Raw genomic sequence first — 19,194 nt, 5'->3', positions numbered from 1 at the left:
TGAATGGATCAACCACAAGGCTGATCCATTCACAACAAAATCAAATCTTGTCGCCCTGCTTCAGACCAATACTGAACTTGTTGATGTACTCATTAGGCTTCTTGCCGTTGTAGACGATGCCGTCAATAAAGTGGGTCTGTGGATTTCTGAACCCGTCTTCTTCTGCAAAGTTCGGGAAGTCGCTAACCTTGGCCAGTTTGTCTTCGATCAGGGACCTGGCAGCTGCTTCATAGATATCCGGGCGATAAACTTTCTTGGCAATGTCGACGTACCAGGAATCGGGTTTATCTTCAGAAATCTGTCCCCAGCGACGCATCTGGGTCAGATACCAGATCGCATCAGAGTAGTAGGGATAAGTAGCGTTGTAACGGAAGAAGACGTTGAAATCAGGTACTTCACGTTTGTCACCTTTCTCATATTCGAAAGTACCGGTCATGCTGTTGGCAATCACGTCGTAGTCAGCACCTACATAATTGGACTGGGAAAGTATTTTCACAGCCTCAGGACGGTTGGCGTTGTTGTTTTCATCCAGCCATTTGGCAGCACGGATCAGTGCGCGAGTCAAACGAATAGTGGTGTTGGGATATTTTTCGGCAAAGGCTTTGGTAATACCGAACACTTTCTCCGGATTGTCTTTCCAGATCTCGTAATCCGTAACAACAGGAACACCGATGTTTTTGAAGACAGCCTGCTGGTTCCAGGGCTCACCTACACAGTAACCATAGATAGTGCCCGCCTCCATAGTGGCTGGCATCTGAGGTGGCGGAGTCACCGATAGCAGTGCGTCAGCATTAATCTGACCTGAGGTATCCCCCTTGTGTGGAGCATAATATCCGGGGTGAATGCCACCCGCTGCTAACCAATATCTTAATTCATAGTTGTGTGTGGAGACCGGGAAGACCATACCCATGTTGAATGGTTTGCCGTCGTCTTTGTACTTTTCAACAACGGGTTTCAGAGCATCCGCCTTGATGGGATGCTGAGGCTTGCCGTCTGCCCGTTTGGGAATATTCGGTTTCATCTGTTTCCAGATTTCATTGGAAACAGTGATACCGTTACCGTTCAGATCCATGGAAAACGGAGTGATGATTTCCGCTTTTGTACCATAACCCATGGTCGCAGCAATAGGCTGACCGGCCAGCATGTGCGCGCCATCAAGCCGCCCATCGATGACACCATCGAGCAATACTTTCCAGTTTGCCTGAGCTTCTATGGTGACGTACAAGCCTTCATCTTCGAAGTAGCCTTTTTCGTACGCAATGGCTATAGGTGCCATGTCCGTCAGTTTGATAAAACCAAACCTCAGCTCTTCTTTTTCTGGATAACCCAACTCGGCATTTGCCTGCATTGACACAAGACCACTGACGCTAATCAGGGCACTCATTGCCACCGACTTAAAGGGTCTGAACCACTTCATTTGTCACTCCAAATATCTCTACTGATAGCTCACTGCCCTGCTACCTAAAGATTTATTATTCTGCACCGCCCCCTGAAATGCCTTCTCGGCTCTGGCTCATAGATCGCTCCATCACCTTGTCGTCACGCATTTCAGAGGTTCGGTACATCCATGTAAAAAAAAAGGCGCCCACCGCTACCTGGAAATTTTTCCGGATAGCGATGAGCGCCTTTGCTCTCTTTCACAACGTCTTTGTTGCGAATGCCTGCTCCTGCCGCCCTTGGCAGGAACATTTTTTATTGTTGTAGCTGAGTTAAAGCATTCTTCGTGCCAACTAATTTCGGCCTCTAACTCTGATCTTTTTTCAATTTTGTTTCATTTTTATTTCGGTTTGGTGCACGACAGTGAAATTGCGCACCAACAACGAGCAATCTTCCAATCATGACGCTTTTTCTTCCAGCATGTTGAAAACATCAATAACATTTCTGGCCACAGCTGCCAGAGTTTTACCGTTATCCATAGCCATCTTTCTTAACTTTTTATAAGCCCGGTCTTCACTGATCCCCTGTCTGGACATCAGCAACCCCTTGGCCTTGTCCAGTAACTTTCGATCTTCCAGACGACTCCGGGTCCGCTCCAGCTCATCTTTCAATGACTGGTATTCCTGAAAACGGGCAACGGCCACATCAATAATGGTTTTGAGGCGCTGTGGCTGCAGATCAGCCACGATATAGGCATTAACGCCGGATCGTGTGGCTTGCTGGACGATGTTGTCAGTGGTTTGCTCTACAAACATTACGACAGGGAGTGGAGAGGTCTTATTGATCAGAGCCAGCTTTTCCAGAAGTGAGGGGGCAGGCTTATCCAGACCAATCACCAGAATATCGGGCGAGAGGTCGGGCACAAGGGTCAGCAGGTCCTCATTCTGCCCCTGTCGCTTAATGACTTGGTAGCCAAACTCATTCAGTGCCTGGTTTAAAACAGACAGTCGAGCCGAACGGTCTCCAATCAACAACACTGAATCCATAGCCTGTAACACTCTATATCCCTGAAAAGATAACTATTCACAGGCTATTTTTAAGCAAGGGCTGTACCAGAGCAATGAGGAACGGGTTTAGCATTCAGAATCAGCCAGCTGTTCCGGAAACGAAATCGATGCAAATGCCTGATGCCTGGCCAATTGGATGTGTCAGACTTCTACCATCCGGAGCTCTTTGGGCATGCTAAAAACAATATTCTCTTGTTCCCCTTCCAGTTCTTCGGGCTCTTCGGCGCCTAATTCAATCAACCGATTGATGACACCTTTTACCAGCACTTCAGGGGCTGAAGCGCCTGCGGTAATGCCCAGACTCTGTCTGCCTTCCAACCATTCAGGCTGAATATCCTGGGCTCCGTCAACAAGATATGCTGATGCGCCTGTTCTTTCGGCTAATTCTCTAAGGCGGTTGGAGTTGGAACTGTTCACCGAACCTACCACAAAGACTGCATCGCATTCAGATGCCAGAGCCCTCACGGCATCTTGACGATTTTGAGTGGCGTAGCAGATATCATCTTTGCGCGGCCCATTAATTTCAGGGAACTTGGCCCTCAGTGCATCAATCACCCTGGCGGTATCATCCATAGACAGTGTCGTCTGTGTAACATAAGCAAGATGTTTCGGATCTTTCACTGTCAGTTTCCGAACATCGTCTTCTGTTTCGACGAGGTACATCTTCCCGCCTTTAGAGTCGTCGTACTGGCCCATGGTACCTTCCACCTCAGGGTGACCATCGTGACCAATCAGAATACACTCCATACTATCCCGAGAGTAACGCACAACTTCCATATGGACTTTTTTGACCAGAGGACAAGAGGCATCAAAGACTTTCAAACCACGACGGGCAGCCTCTACTTCGACTGCTTTGGAAACACCGTGAGCACTGAAAATAACAATAGAATCATCCGGTATCTGATGGAGCTCCTCGACAAATATGGCACCACGCTGTTTGAGGTTTTCTACCACAAACTTGTTGTGAACAACTTCGTGACGCACATAAATAGGAGGCTCAAAAACATCCAGAGCCCGGTTTACGATGTCGATAGCCCGGTCAACGCCTGCACAGAATCCCCGGGGATTTGCCAGCCTGATTTTCATGCCTCTGCGCTCTTGTCTGGTGTATGAGTTTCTGGTGTATGAATCGCTTGAGTGATATTCAGAACCTTCACTTCAAACAACAGTTCTTTACCCGCCAGTGGATGATTAAAGTCCACTTCAACATGGCTCTCTGTCAAACCGGTAATGACGCCAGCCAGCTCAGAGTTGGCGGCATCAGCAAAAGAAACGACTAAACCTTCCTGCAACTCCATATCATCAGAGAATGTGTCTCTGGTAAACTCCCTGATGTTCTCGGGATTAGGCATACCAAAAGCACCGACGGGTGGGATTCTGAAGCTGCCCTGGTCACCCTCGGACAAGCCATAAATCACCTGCTCAAAACCCTGAGGCAGGTTCCCATCCCCCACGACAAATGTAGCAGGCTGGCCATCAAAATTACTGTCTACCACCTGCCCGTCTTCCAGTTTCAGGGCAAAGTGCAGTGTTACCTGCCTTCCCGGTCCTACCACAACATCAGACATTGTTTTTCTATACCCGCTTTCGAAAAATCCATTCATACACAGACAACGATTGCCGCCATCTTAAAGACTCCAGGTGCCCCATAGTCCAGCATAATTTCAGCTATGACTGTTATGCTGAGGCCGGAAGATATCCAGAACCAACATGGCTGCACCGGAGGTTATGGCCATATCCGCCAGGTTGAAGGACGGGAAATACCAACCGTCATGATACACCAGCAGAAAATCCACGACGTAACCATTCATGATCCGATCATAAAGATTGCCCAGTGCACCTCCCAGTATCAGAGCCATTGAGCAGGCCTGCCAACTTTCTTCTCTCTTCATTCGGGCAAGCCAGATGACCAACATCAGGCTGACGACGGATGCTACCCCCACAAAAAGCCACCGTTGCCAGCCACCCTGATCACTCAGAAAACTGAATGCGGCGCCAGTATTATAGGCCAGAGTCAGCGAGAAAAAGGAAGGAATGACAGGCACCTGCTCATAAAGGTATAAGCTGTCCACAATGCGATGCTTGACCACCTGATCCAGAATCAGAACCACTCCACTTATCCACAACCAGTGGAGCATTCCCCAGGATTTTTTTCTCATACTGTTGAGGCCCTTTTAATCTGTTTTAGTGAGTCCCAGTTAAATCTTATGCCGAGTCGTATAAATGTCGATATGGTTACAAACCGAAATAGAAGATAAAGCTCTATGTCTATAACCGGAGAAGGTGACTTTTCCTTGTCCGTCTGACTGTTCATGCAGTCAAAAAATAGAGCACCAGTGAATGAAAAAAATGCCCGAACGCTATCGGGCATTTCTGATTCATGACGATCAATCAGGCAAATCTTCTGACCTCACCTTCACCGTCAACATTTTCAACACAACGCCCGCAGAGTAAAGTGTGTGCTTCAATAGTGCCAACGTCTTCACGACGGTGCCAGCAACGATCACACTTCTCATGCACTGACTTGCGAACAGCAACCTTCAAATCCTCAACTTCGGTATCCACAGCCTTCACAGCTTCAGGCAGAGGCTTGAGTTCAGCCTTGGAAGTAATCAGGACAAAGCGCAGTTCATCGCCTAGTTTGCCCAGCGTTTCCAACAGTTCATCACTGGCAAACAAGGTCACTTCTGCTTCCAATCCGCCACCGATCACACTTTCTTTACGAGCATCTTCAAGCGCCTTATTGACGGCGTGTTTTACGGCCATGACAGAGTTCCAGTAATCTGCACCCAATTCATCACCTTCCAGGCTTTTCAGGTCTTCATACCAGGTTTCCAGCAGAACAGACTTGCTGCGCGAGCCAGGAATGGACTGCCAGATCTCATCGGCCGTAAAGCTGGTGATGGGAGCAATCCACCGGGCAAAGGCTTCAACAATATGGAACATAGCCGTCTGACAGCTGCGACGCGCCAGACTATCTGACCGGGTTGTATACTGACGATCCTTGATGATGTCCAGATAGAAACCACCCAAATCCAGAGAGCAGAAATTATGAACTTTCTGGTAAACATTAAGGAAGTTATAGCTGTCATAGGCGTCAATGACTTCCTTCTGCAGACCCATGGCACGGTCAACGGCCCAGCGATCAAGAGACAGCATATCATCCCAGGCTACACTGTCGGTTTCAGGGTTGAAGCCGTTTAGGTTAGACAGCAGGAAACGAGCCGTATTACGAATACGACGATAGCTGTCTGCCGTGCGCTTGAGGATTTCATCAGACACGGTCATTTCTGCGGTGTAGTCTGTTGCAGACACCCAGAGACGTAAAATATCTGCACCCAGTGACTTGAATACCTTCTGGGGGGCGATAACATTGCCCAAAGACTTGGACATCTTGCGACCATTGGCATCCACCGTGAAGCCATGGGTCAGAAGCTGCTTGTAGGGTGGCACACCTTTAGTAGCAATGCCGGTCTTCAGGGAAGACTGAAACCAGCCACGGTGCTGGTCAGATCCTTCTACATAGATATCTGCAGGGGACTGCAAACCTTCGCGACGATCCAACACAGAGTAGTGGGTGACACCGGAGTCAAACCATACATCCAGAGTGTCTGTCACCTTCACATAGTGCTCAGCATCTTCTGCTGATAACAGATCAGCAGGCTCCAGATCAAACCAGGCATCCATACCTTTCTGCTCGACTTTCAAGGCCACTTTTTCAATGAGTGCAGAGGTATCAGGATGCAGCTCTTCGGTTTCCTTGTGAATAAACAGAGCAATGGGCACACCCCAGGTACGCTGACGAGAGATACACCAGTCAGGGCTCTGGCCCAGCATGGACTCCATACGGTTACGACCCCAGTCTGGAGTGAACCTGACATTATCCAGAGATTTCATGGCTGTGTTTAGCAGGCCTTCTTTTTCCATACTGATAAACCATTGCGGTGTAGCACGGAAAATCAGGGGCGTTTTGGTTCTCCAGCAGTGTGGATAGCTGTGCACCATTTTGGCCTGAGCCAAAAGACGACCATTTTCTTCTAACGTTTCAACAACCTTTGGATCAACCTTGTAAACATGCTCTCCGGCAAAACGTTCAACATGACTGCGATAGAGACCGGCATCATCCAGATAGTTCAGTGTGCCAATGCCGTACTTTTTACCAACGTTAAAGTCATCGACACCATGGTCAGGTGCAGTATGTACAGAGCCGGTACCGGCGTCGGTGGTGACATGATCACCCAGAATCAGGGGGATTTCACGATGATAGAATGGATGGGCTACTTTTTTGCCTTCAAGCCGGGCTCCCAGACTACGGGCAATGATAGTGTAGTCTTCAATACCGTAGCGTTGCATGGCAGACTCAACCAACTGTTCGCCCAGAATCAGTCGTGCAGGCTGACCGTTGACCTGACACTGAATCAGTGCATAACCCAATTCTGCACCCAGTGTTACTGCCTGGGAGGATGGCAGAGTCCATGGCGTTGTGGTCCAGATAACAACGGCTACTTCGCCTTCACCCTGCTCATTACCTTTGCCATCATTGTCAAAATCAAAAGCAGACAGTAGATCAGCTTCGTCCAGAGCGGCGTAACGCACATCAACCTGGGTAGAGGTTTTTTCCTGGTATTCCACTTCAGCCTCAGCCAATGCAGACCCCCCAACCACACTCCAATAAACAGGCTTATAACCTTTCACCAGATGACCGTTGTCGGCTATTTTACCCAAGGCCCGGATAATGTCGGCTTCGGTCTGGAAGTCCATGGTCAGGTAAGGCTTATCCCAGCTACCCAGGATGCCCATGCGTTTGAAATCTTCACGCTGACCATTGACCTGCTTGGCGGCATACTCCCGGCACTTGGCACGGAAGGTTTTAAAATCAACCTTATCGCCCGCCTTGCCCAACATGCCTTCCACTTTATGTTCAATCGGCAGGCCGTGGCAGTCCCAGCCCGGCACGTAGGGAGCATCAAAACCGCTCAGGGTTTTGGACTTGATGATCATGTCCTTAATGATTTTATTGACCGCGTGACCGATATGGATGTCGCCATTGGCATAAGGAGGGCCATCATGCAGAATGAACTTGTCACGACCTTCGGACACCTTGCGAATCTCTTCGTAAAGCGCTTCGTCGTACCAGCGCTTGAGCATTTCAGGCTCACGCTTGGCCAGATTTCCACGCATTGGGAAATCAGTCTCCGGCAAGTTCAATGTATGCTTATAGTCGGTCATAGTTGGATCTCATCATCACACGTCTTGCGGGCCAGACAAACAGGCCCAAAGCTCGTCATCCCAAACTGTTTCAAGAAACCCGCCCGGAAGTTCCAGACGATGTTTCTCAGCAATCTTCTCACAAGCTGTTTTTCTGAGTATTCGTGAAACAGCTTTTTTGAATCCGGCTCATTGATGAAAGAAGCTTCTTGCGGCTTCCACATCATCAGCAATCGCTGCCTTGAGAGCATCCAGCGATTCAAACTTTTTCTCACTGCGGATCTTCTTGATAAATTCTACCCGCAGGGTGTGGCCATACAGGTCACCCTGATAGTCCAGAAGGTGCACTTCCAGCATGGCACGGGTGGCATTCACGGTTGGCCTGACACCCAGGTTAGCCACCGCATCATAGCTTCGGCCATCGAACCATGCCCTGACTGCAAACACTCCCTGTATAGGCAGTGTCCGCCTGCAGACACGTATATTCGCAGTTGGAAAGCCCAACTGCCTGCCCAACTGCTGGCCTTTTGTAACACGCCCCATCATGGTGAAGGGACGTCCTAACAATTTCTCTGCCGCATCCAGACTCACACTCGCCAACTGCTCACGAATCCGGGTACTGCTGATACGGTCCATATCCATAGATACCGTTCGGGTGTCGCACACCTCGAACCCGAATTGATCGCCCATCTTTCTCAGGTGCGCAAAATTTCCCTGCCGCTTCAATCCGTAACGGAAATCATCTCCCACTATCAGATAGCGTATATCCAGTCCATCCACCAGCACCTTCATAACAAAATCATCCGGTGTCAGGTTTTGCAGTTTCTGATTGAAAGGCAGGCACAGTACCTGATCTACACCGGCTTCTTCCAGAAGTGTCAGTTTCTCTCTCAGGTTAGTCAGTCTTGCCGGTGCCTGATCGCCCTGAAAATATTCCCGGGGCTGAGGTTCAAAAGTGATCACACAAATCCTGACATCCAACTCGAAAGCTTGCTGCCGCAGTGTCTCCAGGATAGTCCGGTGTCCAAGATGAACACCATCAAAATTACCAATAGTCGCAACACAGGCGCGATGCTCCGGTCTGATATTGTGCATTCCGCGAATCAACTGCATTAGGCGGTCTATTCTCTGTTAGGCTGGCAAAGGCAGGGATTATATCTCAGGAGCGTTTTGTACTTAAGAGCCATGTTCATCAAATCACCGCTCTTTTTTCCCGGGTTGAATCTGTCGCCCGGAAAAGTACTGAAAGGAAGCCTGACAGACAGTAAAAAACTGCCCGCCAGACACTGCTCATTAATGCCTGAAGTGAACAGGGCGCAAACCTACAACCAGTAAGGCCGTTGCGTAAACAGCAAGCCCGGCAGCAACCACTTTCGCCATTTCAAACACTCGCTGCCAGAGCGTTGCATCCAGCCACCAGGCAGCGTCACCCGCCATCCAGAGCAGTAGCACCGCCATTGCGAGATTGGCAAAGATCAGTCGCCCGCAGAACAACCACCACCCCGATTCAGGAGTGAATACACCGGAACGCTTTAACCCCCAGAACAATAGTCCGGCATTCAGGAAAGCAGACAGGGTAGTAGCCAGGGCCAGACCCGCATGTTTAAGCCAGAAAACCAACATCAGATTAAAAGCCATATTGGCCACCATCGCAATGATGGCAATCTTGACCGGAGTTTTGGTGTCCTGACGGGCAAAGTAGCCGGGTGCAAGCACCTTGATCAGCATAAAAGCAATCAATCCCAGGGAATAAGCCCGAAGACTCATACCCGCCATAATAACGTCCCGGTTCTGCATCTCACCGTAGTCGAACAATGTTGCCAACAGAGGCTCTGACAGAATGAACAGCGCAATGCCCGCCGGAACGCCAATCAACAGGACAAGACGAATTGCCCAGTCCAGGGTTTTGGAAAACTGATCTCCGTGGTCATCAGCATGCTTGCGAGAGAGGCTTGGAAGAATCACTGTGGCAATAGCAATACCGAAAACACCCAGCGGCAGTTCAGACAAACGGTCTGAGTAATAAAGCCAGGAGACACTCCCGGTTTCCAGAAAAGACGCCAGCACCGTATCCAGTAATAAGTTGACCTGACTGACAGACACCCCAAACAACGCTGGAATCATCAGTTTCATGATACGCCTTACACCCTCATGCTTATGTCCCCACCCGGGAGCTGGCAGCAAGCGAATCTGCAATAAAAAAGGAATTTGCAATAACAACTGTGACACGCCGGCAATCACCACACCCCAGGCCAGAGCCATGACAGGCTCATCAAACCATTGCGACAGCAATACAGTAGAGCCAATCATGCTGAGATTCAGCAGAACCGGGGTAAACGCAGGTACTGCAAAGCGGTTGTAACTATTCAGAATGGAGCCCGCCAGAGCCGTCAGCGAGATCAACAGAAGATAGGGAAAGGTAATCCTCAACATCTCCTGAGCCAACAACAGTTTTTCGGGATAATCCATAAAACCCGGAGCAAACAGGCGGATTAACAGGGGAGAGGCCAACATGCAGACCAGGGTCACCAACAGCAGCAAACCTGCCAGAGTGCCACTGACCCGACTGATCAGATAGCGCACCTCATCAAAGCTGCGTTTAGTACGATACTCTGACAACACCGGCACAAATGCCTGGGAGAAAGCCCCCTCAGCAAACAGTCGACGAAGAAAATTTGGAATCTTGAAGGCAACAAAAAACGCATCTGCTGACGATGTGGAACCAAAATACCCAGCAATAACCACATCTCTGGCCAACCCCAAAATCCGGGAAAGCATGGTCATTATGCCCACGACCAGGCTCGACCTCAGCAAACTGGGTGATTTATCCTCAGCTTCACTCTTCTGAGGACTGTCTGATAAGTTTTCTGTGGACATTCAGGTCGCTCAAACGATCAAAAACCGATAATAGTACTGAGTTGTCAAAGTTATTAACAGCCTCACCATTCGGGTTTGCACGCCATAGCGCCAGGAAGCCTTATTGACAACCCTTGTCCAAATAGGCATGATTCCGCGACTTGACTGTATGGGTATGGCACTGGTGAGACCCTTGCCCGGGGGATTCATTGGTGACGCGGCAAACACCATACTCCCAACAGGGTGCCCGAAGCAGCCCTGTTTAAAAACAGTGCAAATGGTTAATTAAGATTCTTAGGAGCACCACAAATGGCTAACTCTCCATCCGCCAAGAAGCGCGCCCGTCAGGCTGAGAAGCGTCGTACTCACAATGCTTCCCTGCGCTCCATGGTTCGCACTTCCATCAAAAAAGTAGTTCGCGCCATCGAAGCCAAAGACGTTGAACTGGCTAAAACTGAATACACTGCGGCTGTTCCAGTGATCGACCGCATGGCCGACAAAGGCATCATCCACAAAAACAAGGCTGCTCGCCACAAGAGCCGCCTGAATGCACAGATCAAAGCTCTGTCTGCATAATTGCCAGCCCTTGCATAGCAAGGGCATAACAAAAAGGCCGGTTTTCACCGGCTTTTTTTATGCCTTTACAAATTGAAACTTAAAATTCACAACTATACTTCCGCATTATTTCTTCCTACCCCCTCTCAACGAGGACCTTAACCATGCGGCATTTTTATTCGTTAATCTTACTCGCTTTCACCAGTCTGGCAGCAACGTTCTCTTACGCGACGCCAGCCCTACCTCCGGAAATCACTCTGGTGCTCTGTGCCCCCAAAGGCACAACGACCGATTTAATTACCGAGATGGGGATAGCCAGATTTGACTACAAAATAAATCCCGTCAAGGCTGCCGCACTCGTGCAAAAGACGATATCCGACCACCCTTTGCATCCCAAGGTCGTTTGCACCGGCGAAATTTCAAAAATCATGGAGAAAGTCAAAATTGGCAGCCAGCCTGCTGCAAACGACAACGATCAGGAAGCCTTCCGGAAGATCGCGGACGCTGTTGCGAAGACTGAAAAGTCGTCCAACTTGTTCCGCAAAGGGGATCATGAGTTTTATTACCGCACCGTCTCCCCGGAGAATTCAAAAGAGATCCTGATGGAACCCGGAAAGGCTCAGGCTCTCTATCAAAAAGATTCCGGCATACCTAACGCTGGAATCAGTGATTATATGAACAGAAATAGCGGCACGCTTCTCCTGCTTCCACCTCTGGTATTCGCCGCAAGTGGTGCTTCTGAATACACCATTTACTACATCCTGGCACTCGGCCTGGGAATTTCGTTCCAGCAAACAGGCATCTGGAATTCACTCACCATTCTGGCGCTGAATACCGCCGGCATTGCCGCCCAGGCAGGTCTGCTCTTTCAACAAAACAAAGGGGGCGAGTTTCAAGATGAGTGGGACACCAATGGTTATTCCGCGGAGGCAGTTAAAGAAGAGTATGAGAAGCTACGTGCTTCGGAGGCAGATTATAACACGGTGGCAACAACCTCATGGGCTATTCTGACCCAGCAGGTTGCAGCCACTGCATTTACATTCAGCGCTATCAAATTGGCAGCGGCCAAATATCTGAGCATGGGCACAACACAGGCACTGGGCGTTTCATTTGGTCAGGCAGCGTTTAACATCATCTTCGAAAGCATAACAGGCTACCCGCTGGAAGATTGCATCCCTATTTTCAAATACGATAAAAATTACAGCGCCATCAGCGCCAGAAACTGGCCTTACTACGGCAAGAAATTTGTCGCCACTAATTTTTTCATGATTCACTGGGCCGCCAAACATTCAGGATTTATTGCTCGAAAAACCGCTTGGCTTGGTGGGCATCTGGGAAGAGCAGCATCCTTTTTGTGGAAAAAGAAACAGGATTGACAATAATTATACCGGTGTCCATGAAACCGGGATCAGATCATAAAGACGAATACCTCAATGAGTTGCGATCTGATCCCATACCTGACTCAATGCCCAGCAAGCACCATATTATCTCGATGCAAAAGCTCGGGCTCACCTGAATAACCTAACAACTCACCAATCTGGTGACTGGGTTTGCCCATGATCTTCCGGGCATCATCAGCCCCGTAATTGATCAAGCCACGGGCCACTTCCTGACCCGACTCATCAATGCAGGCCACCATCTCGCCCCGAAGGAAGTGACCTTCTACAGCCTTTACCCCCACGGCAAGAAGACTTTTGCCCTGGTTTTTAAGCACATTAACGGCACCCGCATCCAGAACCAGCTTTCCTGAAGTTTGCATGTGCCCCTGCAACCACTGCTTGCGAGCAGCCAATCGCTCATGATCCGGAGTGAGCAAGGTCCCCAAAGCTTCCTGTTCAAAAAGGCGAGTGATGACACTCTCAATCTTGCCGCCCACAATAACCGTTGCCGCACCAGATGCCGCCGCCTGACGAGCCGCCCGAAGCTTGGTTTGCATGCCACCGCGCCCCAAACGACCACTGCCACCACCTGCCATAACATCCAGGGACGAATCAAAGGCCCTGGCCTCACTCACCAGTCTCGCCCTGGGGTCTTTACGAGGATCGGCAGTATACAAACCTTCCTGATCCGTCAGAATCACCAGGATATCGGCCTCCACCAGGTTGGCCACCAGAGCACCGAGAGTATCGTTATCACCAAAGCGAATCTCATCGGTCACAACGGTATCGTTCTCATTAACGACGGGAACCACATCCATATCAAGCAGTGTTCTCAAGGCGCTGCGAGCATTCAGATAGCGTTGACGATTACTGTGGTCCGCATGGGTCAGTAACACCTGAGCCGGCTGGATACCATGCCTCTGAAAGCTGCTCTCCCAGGTTTGAACGAGTCGCGTTTGCCCCACGGCAGCCGCAGCCTGAAGCTCGTTCAGAGCGGTCGGTCGCTCCTTTTGTCCAAGCTTTTCCATGCCAGCCGCGACAGCTCCGGATGACACCAGAACCAGCTCAACACCTTGCTTACGCAGTTCGCACAACTCATCGACCCAGCCATCTATCTGATCAATAGCCAGACCACGCCCTTCATCCGTTAACAGGGCGCTACCTATTTTGACCACCCAGCGTCGGGCTGTTTTCAGCCTGCTACGCTCACTCATGTTGCTCTCCTGCACTTTCTCCTGCACTCGCTCCTGAACCTGAGAAGGCTGTCGTGCAGTGCTTCGCTAATACTGAGTTATAAAGTGGTTCAGCTTTGCTCGCCAGTTTTGCCACAGCCTCTAAGGTGCGTAGAAGACTTCAACATCATCATCGTCGTCATGATCATCATCGTCCCGAGCCGCTTTTTCAGCTTTTCTGGCAAGACGCTGCTGCCTCCTCTCTTCCGCCAGCTCACGCATACGCCCTCTGGCTTCGTGCTCCAGCTTCTGACGGGCCTCTGCTTCCTGAGCAGCCAGTTCAGCATCTTCGCTCTCCTGAAGATTACGCTCTTCAATGTAAGACATCAGATCCTGGGCCAACTTTTCTGTACCCCGGGAAGAGATTGCGGAAATCTTGTAAACAGGTCCTTCCCAGCCCAGCTCTGCAATCACCCGATCACAGATCTCCTGCTGTTGCTCTTCGGGCAACAAATCCAGCTTGTTCAGCACCAGCCAGCGCTCACGTTCAGCCAGAGCCGGACTGAAACTTTTCAACTCATCGACAATGGCATTTGCCACATGCACAGGATCGCTCTCGTCGAAGGGAGCCACATCGACCAAATGCAGGAGTACACGACAACGTGAAAGATGCTTAAGGAATCGAATTCCCAGACCCGCACCATCGGCAGCCCCCTCAATCAGACCGGGAATATCAGCGATAACAAAACTGCGATGCTTCTCCACACTCACCACACCGAGATTAGGAACCAGCGTGGTAAAGGGATAGTCTGCTACTTTCGGCCTGGCATGAGAGACTGAGCGAATAAAGGTAGACTTACCCGCATTGGGCATACCCAGAAGCCCCACGTCAGCGATAACCTTGAGCTCCAGTCTGAGCGAACGCTCTTCACCCAGAGAACCCTTGGTTGTCTGCCTCGGAGCACGGTTGACGCTGGATTTAAAGCGGGTGTTACCCAGACCATGCCAGCCACCCTGGGCCACCAGTAATTTCTGACCCTCGTGTGTCAGATCACCAATCACTTCTTCTGTTTCATCATCCACAACCGTAGTACCCACAGGCACTGGCAATTCCAGATCCTGACCCTTGGCACCGGAGCAATTGCGACCACGACCCGACTCACCACTTTCTGCCTGATAGCTGCGCTGATAGCGATAATCCACCAGCGTGTTCAGGTCGTTCCCGGCAACCACATAGATGCTGCCTCCGTCACCGCCATCGCCACCGTCCGGCCCCCCTTTGGCAACATACTTTTCTCGCCTGAAACTCAGGCAGCCATTGCCACCTTTGCCAGCCTGAACCCTGATGGTGGCTTCATCGACAAACTTCATTCAAAACCTCCCGCAGCAATGACTTCAGACGGCCAATGCCTGCAGATAAATACTCACCCAAATGCCTGCAGCAAAAGAAAAGCATTGACCTCCAGACACTCAACTTCAGGAGTCTACACCACTCAAATCACTTTACGCATATACAAGAAAGCCCCGCCAAAAAGCAGGGCTTTCCCGTGGCGCCACCCTCAACAGGGGGTAAACACCAGAAAAGTACTGTTACGCAGCTTCGATGCGAACGTACTTACGCTTCTGAGGACCTTTAACCTCAAAAACAACCTTACCGTCAGCCTTGGCAAACAGGGTATGATCCCTGCCAATACCGACGTTTTCACCCGCGTGGAACTTGGTGCCACGCTGACGAACCAGGATATTACCTGCGTTGACTACCTGACCGCCGAAACGCTTAACGCCAAGGCGTTTACTTTCTGAATCGCGACCGTTACGAGTAGAACCACCTGCTTTTTTGTGAGCCATGCTGCTCTCCTTTTAGCCCGGTCAAACAGCCGGCTACCACACCAGATGCAGACCTTAGAAGTATTTAACGAACTGTTTCCAGTCCATCAGCCATGCCCTTTTAATCAGCCTTGAGCGGCTTCAGCAATTAAAAGGCCTGATTATTAGCCAGCAATGCCGGTAATTTTCAGCTCAGTGAACCACTGACGGTGGCCCATCTGCTTGCGGTGATGCTTACGACGCTTGAACTTTATGATCTTGATCTTTGGACCACGACCATGAGCTACAACTTCAGCAGTCACCTTGGCACCTTCAACAACAGGAGCGCCGATCTTGACTTCTTCACCATTAGCTACCAGCAGAACGTCGTTAATATCCAGGCTTTCACCTGCAGCTACGTCCAGTTTTTCAACCTTCAGGGTTGTGCCTTCAGCAACACGGTACTGTTTGCCGCCAGTTTTGATAACTGCGTACATATTTATCTCCGAAAATCCTTAATAGCCTCTTTGTCAAAGGCATCCGGCGAGATCCAGGCTTTGGTTCAAGAAAACAAGACCAGGGTACTCAGACCGGAATTTTCAATGCCATCTACGTCTATCTGATCATCACTTCAAGGTGGGCTGCGCCGCATAAACTTCTGATCAACTCTGAAAACAGAGCTCAAAAGCATGACAAAATGGACCGCCGCCCGGATTCTCAGTCAGATTGTAAGACAGGGGCGCAAATTCTAAGGAATTGCAATCCGACTGGCAACCCCGATTTATCCTTTATGACCCCTGGGGGTGATACCCATGAAATAAGCACCAAAGTCATACAGCTATTGACAGCCGGGTGGTCTCTACCTACGATGCTCGATTTCCCTATCTCTGCAGCAGCCTTATGCCTGAACGCAACAAGCACTCCTTTCAAACCGTTGTCAGCGAAGATTTTGCTCTGGTTAACCAGTACATCGCCGAACAACTGCACTCGGATGTTGTCATGGTCAGCAAAATTGGCCAGTACATAATCCAGTCCGGAGGCAAACGGCTCAGACCCCTTCTGGTTCTGCTGACCGCAGGCGCCACAGGCTTCCGGGGACAGGACCATATCCCACTGGCGGCTATCATCGAGTTTCTCCATACCGCAACGCTGCTGCACGATGATGTCGTGGACCAGTCGGACCTCCGCCGAGGTCGCGATACGGTCAACGCGCTCTGGGGTAATGCTCCCAGTGTTCTGGTGGGCGACTTTCTCTATTCCCGAGCCTTTCAGATGATGGTCAGTCTGGACAACATGAAGCTGCTCAAGATTCTCTCTGATGCCACTAATATCATTGCTGAGGGTGAAGTCATGCAGTTGATGAATATCAACGATGCCAGCGTGACAGAAGAACAGTATATGGATGTTATCCGATGTAAGACCGCCATGCTCTTTGAAGCCTCTACCCATACTGCAGCGATCCTGTCTAATGTGGACAGCAGGGTTGAACAATCCCTGAGAGATTATGGCAATCATCTGGGCATGGCATTCCAGCTGGTAGATGACCTGCTGGACTATGAGGGCAACAGCGAAGACATGGGAAAAAACCTTGGCGATGACCTGGCAGAAGGCAAACCCACTTTGCCCTTGATATTCACTCTCTCCCAGGGCACCCCGGAGCAGAAAGCACTGGTCAGGGAAGCTATTGAACAAGGTGGTCTGGATAAGATTGATCAAATTGTTGAGGCGGTTCGCACCTGTGGAGCGCTGAATTACACATCCCGCATAGCCAGAGAACAGTCTGAGAAGGCCATTGCCTGCCTGCAGGCCTTGCCTGACAGCGAGTATCGTGACGCTATGGAAGACCTGGCACGTTTTGCTGTGGCCAGAACATTCTGAACACTACCGAACAGCTTCTCTCTTCAGGTGGATGCTATCCACCTGCAAGGCACTGAACCTTTATTTCACTCTAAACCATCGGGTGTGAGCAGCTGACAAGCAGATTCACCTTCTGTTGGTTAGCCACCCAAACTCTTATGGGATCAAGCTGCACCTCAGAACCCATCAGCTTGATAAGCCCTTCATTTTATTCATCTATCAGATTTTGATCTACGACTTCTATCATCCGAATCGAAGGGGGCAAAACACATAATGAGAAAATAACAGAAAAATGTAGGGAACATTTTCATGAAATCACAGTCTAAACCTTCATTATGGTCAGAAATACTGGAAAACAACTGAGAAACCACTTAGCAAGAATTGATTAATCGGCTTATCTCAGCGTCTGTGTCTAACTGACCACTCATGCTCAAATTGGAGATTGCTATGATACATGATTTTTCCTTAACAAAGACTGATACGAGATGGCAATCATCCCAGAATCATGGAGAACAAACCGCTTCTTCAGTATTGCCCCTTGTGAACATCGATTCATCGGTTGTGAACATCGATTCATTGCCCTTAACACCTGAACCACAAAGTACCGGGCTGCAAAGACGCTCCAGAATTGAAGCAATTAATCAATCATGCCTTCGATGCCTGCTACCCAAATTACCCGAATCTTTTCGGTTGGATTTTGACCTTAGTGAAATTGAACGCCAGATTGATAGCTATCGGAATAGCTTTCAAGCTTATGCCGATAAGGATAAGCCTTTGGAAGCTTATGAGCGCAACAAATTGGCATTGAGAACACTGGAGTCTAATATAGATGAGAATCTCAGGTGGCCCATACGCAGACACGTACGCAGACACGATAACAGAAGATACGTCAGGCTACAGAATAGACTTGATGAACAAATACAGAATGTAGATACACTCTTGAAAGCTAATTTGAAGCGTGCCACCCAATCATTTTCCAGTATCAGCCTCCTACTGAACCTCGTCTACTCAGAGCTATCTGAGTTCATTGCACTCCCCGATACGATCTGTCCGCTAAAGGACTCATTAAAGAGGTTATTTGACGAGGATCAGGCGCAACACCCCCAATCCGGTAATGCCGAGACTCTCCAGTTGATATACAAGGTTTCTTGTTTGGTCGATCAAAAGATAGAGGAAGAGCAAAAAAGCCTGGATCATTTTCGCATTAAACTGCAGATGAGGAGGCAAGAAAGAACACAAAGAGACTTAGAGCTTCTTAAAAATCTGAATGCAACCCTGCATGACATGGCCGTTGCTAATATGTGCCGTCACCTTGATTCACTCAACACTATGGAGTCGTTAATAGAATTCGTTGAAAATCATGGCGGAAATATAAGAACCCTGTCAGATTCAAACCATAACTCTCTTATTCAGCGTATGATAAAAACAATAGAGCATTTACCTGAAAAGGTATCCGCTGAACCACTGTTTTTACTTGATAAGAAGATGGAAGCTATTCGTGAAGACAGTAAAAAAATAATTCTCAAAAAGGCATCTTCTTTACTAACCAACGAGATCGACTCATTAGATGCCGGGATAAAGGCTTTTATCAGAGCAAGTCTTACTGGACTGGGTGGATTTAGAAAAGATGAGGTTGCCGAGGCATTATTCTATAAGATGTGTACATTTATTAAAGACTTTGATGATGCACTTCTTACATTTGATAAAGTCACTGCCTTAAATCCACATACCTCAAAAAAACATTCTGATGTCTTGTATAAAAAAGTGGTATCCCAGGCAGTCAGTTTCGAGCACTTTTACCGGCTCACCAATCATACAGCTTTTGATAAAGACAAGAGCACCCTTTTCCTGAAAGCTTTTGTTGCTCTCTCTGAATGATTGAAACAAATGTACACTTAATTTACAGCTATTATGGAA

The 19,194-nt window shown here is 49.2% G+C and carries 16 protein-coding genes; 4 read left to right on the top strand and 12 right to left on the bottom strand.

Annotated elements, in window-relative coordinates:
- Window positions 1–40: 40 nt before the first annotated feature.
- From ACOJUN_RS16015 to murJ, 8 genes are all read right to left on the bottom strand, one after another.
- On the bottom strand, window positions 41–1,384 hold the full coding sequence (locus ACOJUN_RS16015; protein WP_422137081.1) for a CmpA/NrtA family ABC transporter substrate-binding protein: 1,344 nt from the start codon (window positions 1,382–1,384) through the stop codon (window positions 41–43).
- Window positions 1,385–1,835: 451 nt separating this feature from the next.
- Window positions 1,836–2,423 carry an ANTAR domain-containing response regulator gene (locus tag ACOJUN_RS16010; RefSeq protein ID WP_422132936.1) on the bottom strand — a complete coding sequence of 196 codons (588 nt, stop codon included), beginning with the start codon at window positions 2,421–2,423 and terminating at the stop codon, window positions 1,836–1,838.
- A gap of 162 nt (window positions 2,424–2,585) precedes the next feature.
- A complete protein-coding gene (gene ispH / locus ACOJUN_RS16005) occupies window positions 2,586–3,530 on the bottom strand; it encodes a 4-hydroxy-3-methylbut-2-enyl diphosphate reductase (protein WP_422132935.1) in 945 nt (314 codons plus the stop codon).
- Entirely contained in the window at window positions 3,527–4,012 is a 486-nt protein-coding gene (locus ACOJUN_RS16000) for an FKBP-type peptidyl-prolyl cis-trans isomerase (protein ID WP_422132934.1), read from the bottom strand. The genes ispH and ACOJUN_RS16000 overlap by 4 nt, the downstream gene beginning before the upstream one ends.
- Before the next feature lie 96 nt (window positions 4,013–4,108).
- Window positions 4,109–4,603, bottom strand: coding sequence for a signal peptidase II (gene lspA, locus ACOJUN_RS15995; protein WP_422132933.1), 495 nt, complete (start codon window positions 4,601–4,603; stop codon window positions 4,109–4,111).
- A gap of 232 nt (window positions 4,604–4,835) precedes the next feature.
- A complete protein-coding gene (ileS, locus tag ACOJUN_RS15990; protein WP_422132932.1) occupies window positions 4,836–7,673 on the bottom strand; it encodes an isoleucine--tRNA ligase in 2,838 nt (945 codons plus the stop codon).
- A gap of 168 nt (window positions 7,674–7,841) precedes the next feature.
- A complete protein-coding gene (gene ribF, locus ACOJUN_RS15985; RefSeq protein WP_422132931.1) occupies window positions 7,842–8,765 on the bottom strand; it encodes a bifunctional riboflavin kinase/FAD synthetase in 924 nt (307 codons plus the stop codon).
- 180 nt (window positions 8,766–8,945) lie between these two features.
- Window positions 8,946–10,529 (bottom strand): murein biosynthesis integral membrane protein MurJ, encoded by a 1,584-nt coding sequence (murJ, locus tag ACOJUN_RS15980; RefSeq protein ID WP_422132930.1) that lies wholly within the window; start codon window positions 10,527–10,529, stop codon window positions 8,946–8,948.
- Between the two features lie 288 nt (window positions 10,530–10,817).
- Here murJ and rpsT point away from each other — a divergent pair, with 288 nt between their 5' ends.
- Window positions 10,818–11,084 carry a 30S ribosomal protein S20 gene (rpsT, locus tag ACOJUN_RS15975; protein ID WP_317142656.1) on the top strand — a complete coding sequence of 89 codons (267 nt, stop codon included), beginning with the start codon at window positions 10,818–10,820 and terminating at the stop codon, window positions 11,082–11,084.
- 143 nt (window positions 11,085–11,227) lie between these two features.
- On the top strand, window positions 11,228–12,439 hold the full coding sequence (locus ACOJUN_RS15970) for a hypothetical protein (RefSeq protein WP_422132929.1): 1,212 nt from the start codon (window positions 11,228–11,230) through the stop codon (window positions 12,437–12,439).
- An 86-nt stretch (window positions 12,440–12,525) separates the two neighbouring features.
- On the opposite strand, the gene proB is transcribed toward ACOJUN_RS15970, so the two are convergent.
- The 4 genes from proB to rplU form a co-directional block, all read right to left on the bottom strand.
- Window positions 12,526–13,656 (bottom strand): glutamate 5-kinase, encoded by a 1,131-nt coding sequence (proB, locus tag ACOJUN_RS15965; protein ID WP_422132928.1) that lies wholly within the window; start codon window positions 13,654–13,656, stop codon window positions 12,526–12,528.
- 120 nt (window positions 13,657–13,776) lie between these two features.
- Window positions 13,777–14,985 (bottom strand): Obg family GTPase CgtA, encoded by a 1,209-nt coding sequence (cgtA, locus tag ACOJUN_RS15960; protein ID WP_422132927.1) that lies wholly within the window; start codon window positions 14,983–14,985, stop codon window positions 13,777–13,779.
- A gap of 219 nt (window positions 14,986–15,204) precedes the next feature.
- Window positions 15,205–15,462 (bottom strand): 50S ribosomal protein L27, encoded by a 258-nt coding sequence (gene rpmA, locus ACOJUN_RS15955; RefSeq protein WP_422132926.1) that lies wholly within the window; start codon window positions 15,460–15,462, stop codon window positions 15,205–15,207.
- Between the two features lie 143 nt (window positions 15,463–15,605).
- A complete protein-coding gene (rplU, locus tag ACOJUN_RS15950) occupies window positions 15,606–15,917 on the bottom strand; it encodes a 50S ribosomal protein L21 (protein ID WP_422132925.1) in 312 nt (103 codons plus the stop codon).
- A gap of 403 nt (window positions 15,918–16,320) precedes the next feature.
- On the opposite strand from rplU, the gene ispB reads away from it, so the two are divergent.
- Window positions 16,321–17,298: an octaprenyl diphosphate synthase gene (gene ispB / locus ACOJUN_RS15945; RefSeq protein WP_422132924.1), complete on the top strand. Its 978-nt coding sequence runs from the start codon at window positions 16,321–16,323 to the stop codon at window positions 17,296–17,298.
- 669 nt (window positions 17,299–17,967) lie between these two features.
- Window positions 17,968–19,155: a hypothetical protein gene (locus tag ACOJUN_RS15940; protein WP_422132923.1), complete on the top strand. Its 1,188-nt coding sequence runs from the start codon at window positions 17,968–17,970 to the stop codon at window positions 19,153–19,155.
- The last annotated feature ends 39 nt before the right edge of the window (window positions 19,156–19,194 follow it).

Origin of the sequence: Endozoicomonas sp. ALD040, assembly GCF_049275945.1 — a bacterium.
Lineage (GTDB): Bacteria > Pseudomonadota > Gammaproteobacteria > Pseudomonadales > Endozoicomonadaceae > Endozoicomonas_A.
The sequence above is the reverse complement of the archived record's forward strand: the minus strand, read 5'-3'. Positions and strand labels throughout refer to the sequence as shown.